We start from the raw sequence: 13,603 nt of genomic DNA on the forward strand, positions 1-13,603 counted from the left end.
GTACCCGGTCGGTGACATGATCCGTTCCATGGATGGACTTCCCCCGCCCCTGGAGGGCGTCACCGTCGTCGCCGTCGAGCAGGCCGTCGCGGCCCCGTTCGCCACCCGGCAGCTCGCCGATCTGGGCGCGCGGGTGATCAAGGTGGAGCGGATCGACGGCGGTGACTTCGCGCGCGGCTACGACACCGCCGCCGGCGGCCTCGCCTCCCACTTCGTGTGGTGCAACCGGGGCAAGGAGTCCATCGCCCTGGACCTGAAGGACCCGCGCGGCCTGGACGTCGTACGGCGGCTGATCGCGGACGCGGACGTGTTCGTGCAGAACCTGGCGCAGGGGGCGGCGGCCCGGCTCGGCCTGGACGCCGCGACGCTGTGTGCGGCGCATCCGCGGCTGATCGCCGTGGACGTCTCGGGGTACGGCGCCGGCGGCCCGTACGCCGACAAGCGGGCGTACGACATGCTCGTGCAGTGCGAGGCGGGTCTGGTGTCGGTGACCGGGACGCCCGGGCAGCCGGTGAAGGCGGGGATCCCGGCGGCCGACATCGCGGCCGGGATGTACGCCTTCTCGGGGGTGCTGGCCGCGCTGGTGCGGCGGGGCACGACCGGGCGGGGCGGTCCGGTGGAGGTGTCGATGCTGGAGGCGCTCGCCGAGTGGATGGGGCATCCGCTGCACCACACCATCCACGGGGGCACGCCGCCCGAGCGCACCGGTCTCGCGCACGCCGTGATCGCGCCCTACGACGCCTATCCCACGGCCGACGGCGGCCGGGTGCTGCTGTCGGTGCAGAACGACCGCGAGTGGCGGCGGCTGGCCGAACAGGTGATGCGGCGGCCCGAGCTGGGCACGGACCCGGCGTTCGCGACGAACGCGGCCCGGGTGGCGCGCCGGGAGCGCACGGACGCACTGGTGACCGAGGCGCTGGGCGCGCTCGGCACCGACGAGGCGCTGGCGCTCCTGGAGGCCGCGGGCATCGCCTGCGCACGCCTGAGGGACCTGCGGGAACTGAACGAGCATCCGCAGCTCGCGGCCCGTGAGCGGTGGCGGGAAGTGGGGTCGCCGGTCGGGCCGTTGCGCGCGCTGCTGCCTCCGATCACACTGCCGGGCGGGTCGGAGGCGCGGATGGGGGACGTACCCGCGCTCGGGGAACACACCGAAGCGCTGCTGCGTGCCGCGGGGATGACGGACGAGGAGATCGCAGCGCTGCGCCGGGACGGTGTGGCCGCCTGAGCGCGGGTCTCAGTGCCGGTGTCCGCCGAACAGCGAACGGCGCAGTCGGCGCAGCGGCGCGAAGAGCGAGACCCGGCTCACCCGCACACCCTGCGAGCTGCGCTCGTGGGGCTCACGGGCGGTCAGCTCACGCATCAGCGTGGTCGCCTCCAGCGTCTCGCGCTGCGGTATGGCGGGGCCGCCCAGCACCGCGAGATGACGGTCGAGCCGCGAACTGGTCGCGGTACTCCCGCAGGTGATCGCAGGGACCCTCGCCCTGCTGCGCATCGTTATCTGTTCCATGTCACTCCCCACCCGTACGAGTCCACCCGGCCCGGGCAGGGTAACCCTATCGCCCCGGCCGGGCACGCGTGTATCGAGCTCACGGGAATCACCTTCCCCATAAGGGGGTTGACGACCCCTCTTCGATCACTCTCCGAATCCAACCGATTTCAGGGTGAGTTGGACAATCGGCTGGCTGGTGGGCTGAGCTGACCCACCGTCGGGCTCGACGGTCACAGCGAGTGACGTCGCCGCGGTGTCGAGTCCGGTCGCGACCAAGGGCGTGTCGCCCGCGAAGAGCCCGAGGGAGCGCGGTTGCGCGTCGGGGCGCATGAGCCAGAGCTGATGCACCTGTCCGGTGGGCAGCTCGCCGTATCCGCTCAACGTGACGACCGCCTCGCCCTCCGATGCGGAAGCGATCACTCCGATACTGCGGCCCCGCTGATCCGCCCCGGTCGTCGCGCGCGCGTCCGGAGCTGCGAGAACGTGGGCGATCTCACGTGCCCGGTCGCGTTCGGCGGCCAACTCGTCCTGGGCGCGGTTCGCCTGGACGGCGAAGAGCCCGGCGACCACGAGGGCCGCCGCCGCGGTGGCCGTGGCGAACGGCACGAACAGCGGGCGGCGCGCACGGGGCGCACGGGAGCGTCCGGGCGGTGGTTCCGTGCCCCAGACATGGGGAGGCAGTTGGGGCGCGCGCTCACGCACCGGCGCACGCACCGGCTCCTGCGGGGTCCGCTGGACGGCGGCCAGCACCCGTTCGCGCATCGCGGCCGGCGGCGGCGCGGACTGCGACCAGGCCAGCCGGACCGCGTCCTCGGCCAGTTCGCGCACCTCGGCGGCGCACCGGTCGCAGGAGCGCAGATGCTTCTCGAACCGGCGGCGCTCATCGGCGTCGAGGGCGTCCAGCGCGTAGGGCGCGGCCAGCGAGTGCCGGTCCTCACGGCGGAACAGCGAACCGAGGACGCTCATGCGGCACCTCCCAGGCAGTGGCGCAGCCGCGTGAGCCCGTCCCGCATGCGCGTCTTGACCGTGCCGAGCGGCAGCGACAGCCGCTCCGCCACCTCACGGTAGGTGTACCCGTCGTAGTAGGCGAGCGTCACGGACTGACGCTGGAGAGCCGTCAGCCGGTTGAGGCAGCGGCGCACCAACTCCCGTTCCAGGCCCGCCTCGACCTCCTCCGACACCTGGTCGAAGGCCGGATCGTGATAGCGCCGGCCCTCGCGCTGCTCCCGGTCGACGGCGGCCCGCGCGCTGCGCACCCGGTCGACCGCCCGCCGGTGGGCGAGGGTGAGGATCCAGGAGAGGGCGCTGCCGCGCCCGGGATCGAAGCGTGCTGCGGAGCGCCATGCCTCCAGGAGCACCTCTTGGGTGACCTCCTCCGACTGCGCGGGGTCGCGCACGACCCGGCGCACGAGCCCGAACACCGGTCCGGACACCAGTCCGTACAACTGCTCGAAGGCTCGCTGATCGCCTCCAGCGACGAGCACCAGCAGCTCGTCCGCCTCCATCCGGTCCCCCTCTCCACGGCCGCACCCGGGCCGACCCCTCACACCAGGCATTCGCAACGGACACACCTCCGGATGGGTTACGGATCATAGATCCGAAAACGCGGGTCGAGCAGCGGGAAAAACTTTTTGGATCCCGACCAATCCGATCCGCCGTCCGCTTCGTATCACTGTCCAGTCAGGCAAGTTGGCACAGAGGTCGGCAAGAGGACGGACGGCATGACAGCTATCTCCAGCAGCGGCGCGGGACGCAGGAGCGTCGCGACTCTCATATGCGGTGCGCTGGCCGCCGGGGGGCTCGCGGCCGCCGGTATGGCCACTCTGGCGCCGGGGGCGGCCCACGCCTCCAGCCACCGGGAGGCCCCGCTCATCTCGGGCACCCCGCAGTACGACAACACGGACCTGTACGCGTTCGTCAGCCCGGACCATCCGGACACGACGACGATCGTCGCGAACTGGATCCCCTTCGAGGAACCGGCCGGCGGCCCGAACTTCTTCCCGTTCGCCGAGGACGCCCAGTACGACATCCACGTCGACAACAACGGTGACGCGCAGGGCGAGCTGCTCTTCCGCTACACCTTCAAGACCCATGTGAAGAACAAGAAGACGTTCCTCTACAACACCGGCGCGGTCGAGAGCCTGGACGACAAGGACCTCAACGTCACCCAGACCTACGACCTGGAGCTGGTCAAGCTCAAGAACCAGAAGGTCGTGCACAAGACGAAGCTGGCGGACGACGTGCCGGTGGCGCCGTCGAACGTGGGCAAGGCGTCCATGCCGAACTACGCCAAGCTGCGCGACCAGGCGATCTACAAGCTCCCCGGCGGCGCGAAGACCTTCGCCGGCCAGGCCGACGACCCGTTCTTCCTGGACCTGCGCGTCTTCGACCTGCTGTACGGCGGCAACCTGTCCGAGGTCGGTAACGACACCCTCAAGGGCTACAACGTCAACTCGATCGCCCTCCAGGTGCCCACCGACATGATCACCGAGTCGAAGGACCAGCCGATCGTCGGCATCTGGTCCACCACCCAGCGCCGTAACGCGCAGGGCTACTACTCCCAGGTGTCGCGTCTGGGCATGCCGCTGGTCAACGAGGTCGTCAACCCCCTCAAGGACAAGGACAAGTTCAACGCGTCCGCGCCCTGGGAGGACGCCCAGTTCCTGAAGAACGTCACCAACCCCGAGCTGCCGAAGCTCATCGAGGCGATCTACAAGATCAAGGCCCCGGCGGAGCCGCGCAACGACCTGGTCGACGTGTTCCTCAAGGGCGTCAAGGGGCTCAACCAGCCGCCGTACGTGAAGCCTTCGGAGCAGCTCCGCCTCAACACCTCGATCAAGCCGACCGCCAGCCCCAAGCGGCTGGGCGTGCTGGACGGCGACAACGCGGGCTTCCCCAACGGCCGGCGGCTGACCGACGACGTCATCGACGTCTCGCTCCAGGTCGTCGAGGGTGAACTGGTCGGCTCCAAGAACGACTTGGGTGACGCGGTCGACAAGAACGACAAGACCTTCGAGAAGGCCTTCCCGTACGTCGCCCTGCCGACCGAGGGTTCGCGCGGTCCGCTCGCCAAGGGTGTCAGCAGCGGCACCGACGTCCGCAGCCAGCTCGGTGACGCCCTCCAGCCGGCCTCCTCGACCGAGACGAACACGAACCTGATCGCCGCGTCCGCCGGCGCCGGTGCGGCCGGCGTCCTCCTCATCGGCGGCGGCCTCATGTGGTGGCGCCGCGCCACCCGCGGGACGGGCGGCCGGGGTCACCGGGGCTACTAGGCCCTTTTCTCCCGGACGTTCGTCCGGGCGGGCCCGGGGAGAAACCTGCGCTCCCCGGCCCGCCCCCATCGACCGGCGCGGCCCGCGTAACCCATCCCCCACGGCGCGGGCCGCGCCACACCACCGCAGGACGATCCACCCAGGCGACCGAGGAGAGGCATGTCCCCGCGTACGAACGACGGCGAGCCGGAGCGCGAACTCCCGGCATCCGGACGGCGGTCCGAGGACACGGACGCGGACGCGGTCACAGTCACGGTCGCGGGCGCGGACGCGGGCGCCGGGCAGGACACCGAGGCCAAGGCCACCGAAGCCGCCGCGACCGACGAACCGGTGGCCGACCAAACGGTGGCCGACGAACCGGTGGCCGGCGAACCGGTGTCCGACGAGCGGGTCGCCGCCGTGCGCCGGGTCGCCGCCGCCGGGCGGCGCCGGCGGGTGGTCGAACTCGGGGCCTGTGCCGCCATGCTGGCCGTGGCCCTCACCGCCGGCGCGATCGCCGTCGGGGCCACCCACGAGACCCGGAACACCCCCGTGGTGACGGCCGCCGCGGTCACCCCCGGACTGCTCGCCAGCGCCGACCTCGGCGAGGGCATCACCGCGCTCCAGGCCCATCTCCGCGCCCAGCCGAGGGACTTCGGCGGCTGGGCCACCCTCGGCCTCGCCTACGTCGAGCAGGCCCGCACCAACGGCGACCCGTCCCGCTACCCGCAGGCCGAGCAGGCCCTCAAGCGCTCCCTCGCGCTGCGCCCGGACAACGACCAGGCGCTCGCGGGCCGCGCCGCCCTGGCCGCCGCCCGCCACGACTTCCCGAACGCCCTGAAGTACGCCGACCAGGCGCTGAAGCAGAACCCGTACAGCGAACGCGCCCTGTGCTCCCGGATCGACGCCCTCGTCGAACTCGGCCGCTACGACGACGCCGCGCGTGCCGCCGACCTCGCGGACGAACGGCGTCCGGGCGTACCGGTGTTCACGCGCTACGCCTACGTCCGTGAACTGCGCGGCGACGTCACCACCGCCCGCCGCGTCCTCGACCAGGCGCTCAACTCGGCCACCACGCCCGGCGACATCGCCTACGTGGCCACCCAGATCGGCCAACTGGCGTGGAACCAGGGCGACTACGAGGACGCCCTCACCCACTACGCCCGCGCCCTCGCCGCCGACGAGAACTACCTCCCGGCACTGGAGGGCAGGGCCCGCGCCCAGGCGGCGAGCGGCCGGCGGGCCGAGGCGCTGACCGGGCTGGAGAACGTCGTCGCCCGCTTCCCGCTCCCCGGACCGCTGGTGGAACTCGGCGAGCTGTACGAGGCCCGCGGCGCCGAGGGCGACCGGGCGAAGGCCGACGACCAGTACACCCTGGTCGACGCCTGGACGGCGCTGGCCCGCGCCAACGGCGTCAACGCCGACCTGGACACCGCGCTGGCCGCCGCCGACCACGGCGACCGGACGGCGGCACTGCGCGCGGCCCGCGCCGAGTGGGACCGCCGCCGGACCGTGCACACGGCGGACGCCCTCGCCTGGGCCCTGCACGTCAACGGAAAGGACGCCGAGGCCCTCCCCTACGCCCGCAGGGCCACCGCGACCGGCTACCGCAACGCCTCCTTCCTCTACCACCGCGGCGTGATCGAGCAGGCCACCGGCAACGCGAAGGACGCCCGCACGCACCTCACGGCGGCCCTGAAGCTGAACCCCGGCTTCTCCCCGCCGGGCGCCCGCGCGGCCCGTACGGCACTCAAGGCACTGGAGGCGGCCAAGTGAACCCCCGTCGGCTGAACCCGCGTCGGCTGTTCGCGTCCGGCGCGGCCGTGCTCACGGCCGGCTGCGCGCTCGCGCTGCTCCCCGCGGCCACCGCGAGCGCGCACCCGCTCGGCAACTTCACCGTCAACCGGTACGACGGTCTCGTCACCGCCCCCGGACAGCTCCGGGTCGACCATGTCGAGGACCTCGCCGAGATCCCGGCGACCCAGGCCAAGCCGGACATCGAGCGCCTCGGCATGACCGAGTGGGCGCGGCAGCGCTGCGCCACGGCCGCCTCCGGCAGCAAGGTCACCGTGGACGGCCGCGCCGTCCCGCTCGCGGCGGGCGCCGCCCAGGCGGTCGTACGGCCCGGGCAGGCCGGGCTCGACACGCTGCGGGTGGAGTGCCGGCTGACGGCTCCGCTGCCCGCCGACGACACGGTCACCGTCGCCTTCCACAGCGCGGGCGCCGACTCCGGGCCCGGCTGGCGCGAGATCACCGCGCGCGGCGACCGGACGACGCTCACCGCGTCCGACGTACCCAAGACCTCGATCTCCGGCGAACTGACCTCGTACCCGCAGGAGTTGCTCTCCTCCCCCGCCGACACCGCGACCGCGTCGCTGCGGGTGCGGCCCGGCGGTCCGGCGCTGACCGAGGACGACCGGCGGGACGCGCCCGCCGCGTCCGTGCTGCCGCGCGGCGCCGACCGGTGGACGCGCGCCCTGGACGGTCTGGTCGCCCGGCAGGACCTCACCCTCGGCTTCGCCGCGCTGGCGCTGGTGATCGCCGTCGGCCTGGGCGCGATGCACGCGGTCGCGCCGGGCCACGGCAAGACCATCATGGCCGCGACCGCCGCCGCGCGGGGCGGCCGGGCCCGGATGAAGGACGTACTGCCGCTGGCCGCGTCGGTCACCGTCACCCACACCCTGGGCGTGGTCGCCCTCGGCCTGCTGGTGACGGCGGGCTCGGCCGCGGCCCCCTCGGTGATCGCCTGGCTGGGCCTCGCCAGCGGCGCGCTGGTGCTCGTCGCGGGCGTCACGCTCGCCCGCCGTGCCTGGCGCAACCGGTCGCACGGCCATGGGCACGGCCATGGGCACGGCCATGGGCACGGGCATGGGCATGGGCACGGGCCCGGACACACCCACAGCCACGGCGGGCACACGCACACCCACGGCCCCCATGACCCCGGGGGCCACGACCACCACGACCACCAGCCCGCCCCCGCCCGCCCCCTCGTACTGGCCGGCGCGCACACCGGACCGCACGCCCCCGCCCCCACCAGCGCCCCCACCCACGAACACACCCACCATCACCATGACCATGACCACCATCACGACCACGACCACGAGCACACCCACGCGGGCCACACCCACACCCACGGCGGTCACACCCACACCCACGCCACCGCCCCCACCCTGCGCGGCACGATCCTGCTCGGGTTCGCCGGTGGCATGGTGCCCAGTCCCTCGGCCGTGGTCGTGCTGGTCGGCGCGGCGGCGCTCGGGCACGCCTGGTTCGGGCTGCTGCTCGTCGTCGCGTACGGCGTCGGGCTGGCGCTGACCCTCACGGCGGCCGGGTACGCGGTCGTACGGCTCGGCGCGGGCGCGACCCGGCTGCTCGACCGGCAGCCGCGCTGGACCACCCGGCCCGCCGTGGCGCTGGTCCGGCGGAATCTGCCGGTCTGGTCGGCGCTGCTCGTGGTGGCTCTCGGGGCCGGCCTTGTGCTCAAGGGGGCCGCATCCGTACTGGGCTGAGCTACGTTGGTGGGGTTGCGTGGGTTTTCGCCCGGATGCGATGTGCGAATGGGGGACGCGGTGTCCGAAGAAGCGGGCGGTGAGCGGCTGATCGCGGGCCGCTACCGGCTCCTGACCCCGCTCGGTGAGGGCGGCATGGGCACGGTGTGGCGGGCGCGGGACGAACTGCTGCACCGCGAGGTCGCCGTCAAGGAGGTGCGCGCCCCGGCCGGGCTGCCGGCCTCCGACATCGAGCGGATGTACGCGCGCCTGGAGCGCGAGGCGTGGGCCGCGGCCCGGGTCGCCAACCGGAACGTGGTCACGGTGTACGACGTGGCCGTGGAGGACGGCCGGCCGTGGATCGTGATGGAGCTGGTGCGTGGGGTCTCGCTCGCCGATCTGCTGGACGCCGAGGGCCCGTTGGAGCCGGCCAGGGCCGCGCACATCGGCGCCGAGGTGCTCTCCGCGCTGCGGGCCGCGCACGACGCCGGGGTGCTGCACCGGGACGTGAAGCCGGCCAACGTGCTGATGTCGAACGACGGCCGGGTGGTGCTGACCGACTTCGGGATCGCCACCGTCGAGGGCACCTCCGCGCTCACGATGACCGGTGAGGTGATCGGCTCGCCGGAGTTCCTCGCGCCGGAGCGCGCGCTCGGGCGCACCCCGGGTCCCGAGTCGGACCTGTGGTCGCTGGGCGTGCTGCTGTACGCGGCGGTGGAGGGCAACTCCCCTTTCCGGCACGACACTCCGCTGAGCACACTGCGCGCGATCGTGGACGAGGAGCTGCCGCCGCCGTACCGGGCGGGGCCGCTGGCGCCGGTGATCGAGGGGCTGTTGCGCAAGGATCCGGCGGAGCGGCTGCCGGCCGACGTGGCGGAGCGGGATCTGCGGCTGGTGGCCGCGGGCGGCACGCCGCGGCCGGACACCTCGCGCGGGGTGCCGTTCGCGCCGTTCCCGCCGACGGTCGCGGCCCCCGCCGAGCCGGTGGGCCGGGACCGTACGGCCGTCACGCCGACGCCTCCGGCCGGGGGCCCGCCGTGGACGGGCACCACGACGACCGAGCCGCGGCAGCACCGCCGGGGCGGGGTCGCGCTGGTGGCGGGCGTGGCCGTACTGGCGCTGGCGATCGCCGGGCTGACGTACGGGCTGCTGAACCGGGACGACGACAAGAAGGGCGGCGACAGCGCGGGAGTGACCGCCGGCCGCACGGAGAGCGTGAGTCCGTCGCCGACGCGGGAGGAGAGCGAGGGGCCGACGGCCGAGCCGTCGAAGGCAAGTCCGAGCGCGAGCGCCTCCAGCGAGGCGCCGCGGCAGACGGTGACGGTGCATGTGGTGGGCAGCCACACCGACTACTCGGGGACGTGTCCGCCGCCGGACTCGGCCGCACCGGCCTTCACGGCGACGATCACGGTGGGGACGCTGCCCGCACAGGTGTCGTACCGCTGGGTGTCGCGGGAGGGCGAGCTGTCGGGGCAGACCTGGAAGACGCTGGACTTCCCCTCGGGCGGCGGGAAGTCGAAGCAGGACCGGGTGATCGTGTCGACGTACGCGGAGGACGGGACGTACAGCAACGCGATCGGGGTCGAGGTGCGCGATCCGGTGAAGGCGACCTCGCAGTACGTGCCGTTCTCGGTCACGTGTGCCACGGAGGCCCCGACGGACGGAGCCTCCGCTTCGCCTTCGCCCTCGGAGTAGCGGCTAGGCGTTGCGCTCGAGAGCGGGCAGATAGCCGCCCGACTGGCCGGAGGCCGTCGGGTGGTAGGAGTCGCCGATGCTCAGCCAGTTGAGGCTGTGCAGCCAGGAGCTGCCGGAGCAGATCTCATGGCCGGCGAAGGTGGTGCGGACGTCGCCGAACGCGAAGCCGTGGGCGGCGGCGCGCTTGGCCAGGGCGGTGTCCAGGTGGTCCGCCGCGTTGTTGATGGCGGAGCGCTTGGTCTCGGACAGGCCCACGCAGACCGTGCCGAGCTTGTAGAAGCGGGGATAGCCGATGACGACGACGCGGGCGTTCGGCGCCTTGGAGCGGATCGTCGAGTAGACGGTGTCGAGTTTGCCGGGGAGTGTCGAGTCGACGTACGCCTTCGCGGTGTTGATGCGGCTGACGCAGGTGCTGTCGGAGCTGGTGACGCAGGTGGTCATGACGTCGGTGAAGCCCGCGTCGTTGCCGCCGACGGTGATGGAGACGAGGCCGGTGGTGGAGGAGAGGCCGCCGAGCTGGTTGGCCAGGACGTCGCCCGTCTTGGCGCCCGAGCAGGCGGCGAAGGTGAACGAGGTGGGGGTGTGGGCGGCGTTCCACAGGTAGGGGTACGCCTTGGTGCTGCGCTTGCAGGAGCTGCTGGAGCTGATGTAGCTGCCCGCGCCGACCCCGGAGGAGTAGGAGTCGCCGAGGGCCACGTACCCGCCGGCGGCGGCGAGCGGGGACGCGGACGCCTGTGCCGCACTCGCCCCGGTGAGGGCTGCGCCGGCGGCCAGGAGGAGTGAGCTGACGAATACGACAAGTCGGGAACGTCTCATGGAACCTCCCTTTAGCAGGATCTCTGCCATAACTGTCGTAGCAACTACGCGTGTTGACCGGAAGTGTCCATGCCAAGACTTTTCCGGTCCTACCGGGGCCGGGAGGCGCCCCTTTTTGATCGCGACGTTGCGTGGTCATGTCAAAGTTGTTGACGTATCGTCAACTCCCTTGTTCTACGCCTGTAGTCGACCGAGGCTTTACCTCAGCCGAGAACGGAACGCGACGTTCGAGGCCGTGCGCGCGACCCCGCGCGCACCCCCCACAGACGCGCGCCCCACCCGGGTCGCGCGGCGCCCGATGGAGGACTTCCTCGTCATGGCACACCTGCGTAGCACCAGGATCCGCACCGCCGCCGTCACCACGGTGGCGGCCGCCGCCCTCGTCGGCGGGCTCACCGCACTGCCCGCCCAGGCGGCCCCGGCCGAGGGCCGGGTCCTCGCGGCGAACTCCCCCACCGCCGTACAGGACAGCTACATCGTCACCCTGAAGTCCCAGGCCGGTTTCAAGGCGTCCTCGGCCACCGGCAAGGACCTCATCAAGGAGTACGGCGGCACGGTCAAGAAGACGTTCGGCGCCGCGCTGAACGGCTACACCGCCACCCTCTCCGCCGCCGAGGCCCGCAGACTGGCGGCCGACCCGGCGGTGGCCGCCGTCGAGCAGAACCAGACCGTCCGGGTCACCGACACCACCCAGTCCAACGCCCCCTGGGGCCTGGACCGCATCGACCAGACGTCCCTGCCGCTGTCCGGCACGTACACCTACCCGGACAGCGCGGGCAGCGGGGTCACGGCCTACGTCATCGACACCGGCGTCCGCATCACCCACTCGCAGATCAGCGGCCGCGCCTCCTACGGCTACGACGCCGTCGACGGCGACACCACCGCCTCCGACGGCAACGGCCACGGCACCCATGTGGCCACCACGATCGCGGGCTCCACCTACGGCGTGGCCAAGAAGGCGAAGATCGTGGCCGTCCGGGTGCTCGACAACAACGGCTCCGGCACCACCGCCGGTGTGATAGCCGGCATCGACTGGGTGACCCGCAACCACTCCGGGCCCTCGGTCGCCAACCTCTCGCTCGGCGGCGGCGCCTCCAGCACCCTGGACACCGCGGTGCGCAACTCCATCGCCAGCGGGGTGACCTACGCGGTCGCGGCCGGCAACAGCAGCGCCAACGCCTCCTCGTACTCCCCGGCCCGGGTCACCGAGGCCATCACCGTCGGCGCCACCACCAGCACCGACGCCCGGGCGAGCTACTCCAACTACGGCTCGGTCCTGGACATCTTCGCCCCCGGCTCCTCCATCACGGCCGGCTGGTACACCAGCGACACCGCCACCAACACCATCTCCGGTACGTCGATGGCGACGCCGCACGTCGCGGGCGCGGCCGCGGTCTACCTGGCCGGCCACACCTCGGCCACCCCGGCGCAGGTCGCCACCGCCCTGACGAGCGGCGCGACCACCGGCAAGGTCACCAGCCCCGGCACCGGCTCCCCGAACCGGCTGCTGAAGCTCGTCCCGTGACCCCAGTGGTCGTGATCTGACCGATCCGGCCTGTCGTTCCCCCCGTTCCCCGGAGGCGTCCGCCGCCTCCGGGGAACACCTGTGTCCGAGCACCGCACACCCGTCCCCGGGCGGGCACACCCGTGTGTAACGGTCAAACGAACAAAACGGTCAGAGGACCGCCAAGGTCTTGCCATCCGGGCTTAATCATCAATACCGTCATACATCTCACTCGCATCGGACCGTCGGTAACGGCTCCAGGGGAGGGCTCAGGGACCGCGGCGGCATCCGGAGCGGGAGCGCGGTAGGGGGGTGCCGTGCTCGGTGGCCATCTGGTGACCGGGCCGTGCCGCGCGGTCGGCCGCCGTCGTTCGCCGGTGGCCGGTCAGCTTTGCCAGCTCACCCGGCAGGTGTGCGGAGACCGTTCCGCCATGGGTGAGAAACCCCCCTTTCGAACCGGACGTGGATCCGGGCCGCCCAGGGGCGGGCGGCCCACCGGACGAGAGGGACCAGACTCATGAGTTCCGTTCTTCAGCCGGCGACATCGGAGCAGGAGTCGGAGCGGGATCTCGACGCTCCGACGACCGTCGGCGCCTACCGGCCCATCTCCTCGCATCTGGCCATCACGCCGCCCGTGAGCGTGGTCATCCCCGCGATGAACGAGGCCGAGAACCTTCCGTACGTCTTCAAGACCCTGCCGGACTGGATCCACGAAGTGGTCCTGGTCGACGGCAACTCCACCGACGGCACCGTCGAGGTGGCCCGGGAGCTGTGGCCGGGCGTCAAGGTGGTCGGACAGCAGGGGCGCGGCAAGGGGGACGCCCTGATCACCGGGTTCGAGGCGTGCAGCGGCGACATCATCGTGATGGTCGACGCGGACGGCTCGGCCGACGGCAACGAGATCGTGTCGTACGTGTCCGCGCTGGTCTCCGGCGCGGACTTCGCCAAGGGCTCCCGCTTCGCCAACGGCGGCGGCACCGACGACATGACGTTCATCCGGCGGCTCGGCAACCGGGCGCTGTGCGCCGTCGTCAACCGCAAGTTCGGCGCCCGCTACACCGATCTGTGCTACGGCTACAACGCGTTCTGGCGGCACTGCCTGGACAAGATCGAGCTGGACTGCACGGGCTTCGAGGTCGAGACCCTGATGAACATCCGGGTCGTCAAGGCCGGCCTCAAGGTCCAGGAGATCCCCAGCCACGAGTACCTGCGCATCCACGGCGTGAGCAATCTGCGCGCCGTCCGCGACGGGCTGCGGGTGCTGCGGGTGATCCTCAAGGAGCGGTCCAACCGGCGTGCGCTGCGCCGCGCGGCCCGGCGCTCCCCGATGCTCGACTCGGCCCGGGGGGAGGTGTCTTGA

At 72.3% G+C, this 13,603-nt stretch carries 11 protein-coding genes; 7 read left to right on the plus strand and 4 right to left on the minus strand.

The features are described 5' to 3' along the window. The first annotated feature begins 28 nt into the window (after nt 1–28). Nucleotides 29–1,225: a CaiB/BaiF CoA transferase family protein gene (locus tag AFM16_RS08945; RefSeq protein WP_078636884.1), complete on the plus strand. Its 1,197-nt coding sequence runs from the start codon at nt 29–31 to the stop codon at nt 1,223–1,225. 9 nt (nt 1,226–1,234) lie between these two features. Here the strand turns inward: AFM16_RS08945 and AFM16_RS08950 are convergent, their stop codons facing one another. From AFM16_RS08950 to AFM16_RS08960, 3 genes are all read right to left on the minus strand, one after another. Then, on the minus strand, nt 1,235–1,507 hold the full coding sequence (locus tag AFM16_RS08950; protein ID WP_078632985.1) for a hypothetical protein: 273 nt from the start codon (nt 1,505–1,507) through the stop codon (nt 1,235–1,237). Between the two features lie 126 nt (nt 1,508–1,633). Beyond that, complete coding sequence (locus AFM16_RS08955; protein ID WP_030797463.1) at nt 1,634–2,455, minus strand: anti-sigma factor; 822 nt, start codon at nt 2,453–2,455, stop codon at nt 1,634–1,636. Continuing rightward, nucleotides 2,452–2,994, minus strand: a complete 543-nt coding sequence (locus AFM16_RS08960; protein WP_030797466.1) for a sigma-70 family RNA polymerase sigma factor — start codon at nt 2,992–2,994, stop codon at nt 2,452–2,454. The genes AFM16_RS08955 and AFM16_RS08960 overlap by 4 nt, the downstream gene beginning before the upstream one ends. A 216-nt stretch (nt 2,995–3,210) precedes the next feature. On the opposite strand from AFM16_RS08960, the gene AFM16_RS08965 reads away from it, so the two are divergent. The 4 genes from AFM16_RS08965 (at nt 3,211) to AFM16_RS08980 (ending at nt 9,923) form a co-directional block, all read left to right on the plus strand. Beyond that, complete coding sequence (locus AFM16_RS08965) at nt 3,211–4,761, plus strand: DUF4331 domain-containing protein (RefSeq protein WP_078632986.1); 1,551 nt, start codon at nt 3,211–3,213, stop codon at nt 4,759–4,761. A 159-nt stretch (nt 4,762–4,920) separates the two neighbouring features. After that, nucleotides 4,921–6,516: a tetratricopeptide repeat protein gene (locus tag AFM16_RS08970; RefSeq protein WP_078632987.1), complete on the plus strand. Its 1,596-nt coding sequence runs from the start codon at nt 4,921–4,923 to the stop codon at nt 6,514–6,516. 11 nt (nt 6,517–6,527) lie between these two features. After that, the gene (locus AFM16_RS08975; RefSeq protein ID WP_078636885.1) at nt 6,528–8,249 is read left to right on the plus strand and encodes a sulfite exporter TauE/SafE family protein; all 1,722 of its coding nucleotides are present in this window, start codon (nt 6,528–6,530) and stop codon (nt 8,247–8,249) included. Between the two features lie 60 nt (nt 8,250–8,309). After that, nucleotides 8,310–9,923, plus strand: coding sequence for a serine/threonine-protein kinase (locus AFM16_RS08980; protein WP_078636886.1), 1,614 nt, complete (start codon nt 8,310–8,312; stop codon nt 9,921–9,923). 3 nt (nt 9,924–9,926) lie between these two features. On the opposite strand, the gene AFM16_RS08985 is transcribed toward AFM16_RS08980, so the two are convergent. Further along, a complete protein-coding gene (locus AFM16_RS08985) occupies nt 9,927–10,739 on the minus strand; it encodes an SGNH/GDSL hydrolase family protein (protein ID WP_078632988.1) in 813 nt (270 codons plus the stop codon). A gap of 316 nt (nt 10,740–11,055) precedes the next feature. Between AFM16_RS08985 and AFM16_RS08990 the strand changes: the two genes are divergently transcribed. Together AFM16_RS08990 and AFM16_RS08995 are read left to right on the plus strand one after the other, a co-directional pair. Beyond that, entirely contained in the window at nt 11,056–12,264 is a 1,209-nt protein-coding gene (locus AFM16_RS08990; protein ID WP_078636887.1) for a S8 family peptidase, read from the plus strand. A gap of 496 nt (nt 12,265–12,760) precedes the next feature. Further along, nucleotides 12,761–13,603, plus strand: coding sequence for a glycosyltransferase family 2 protein (locus AFM16_RS08995; protein ID WP_030796294.1), 843 nt, complete (start codon nt 12,761–12,763; stop codon nt 13,601–13,603).

It is taken from the genome of Streptomyces antibioticus, assembly GCF_002019855.1.
GTDB classification, from domain to species: Bacteria; Actinomycetota; Actinomycetes; order Streptomycetales; family Streptomycetaceae; genus Streptomyces; species Streptomyces antibioticus_B.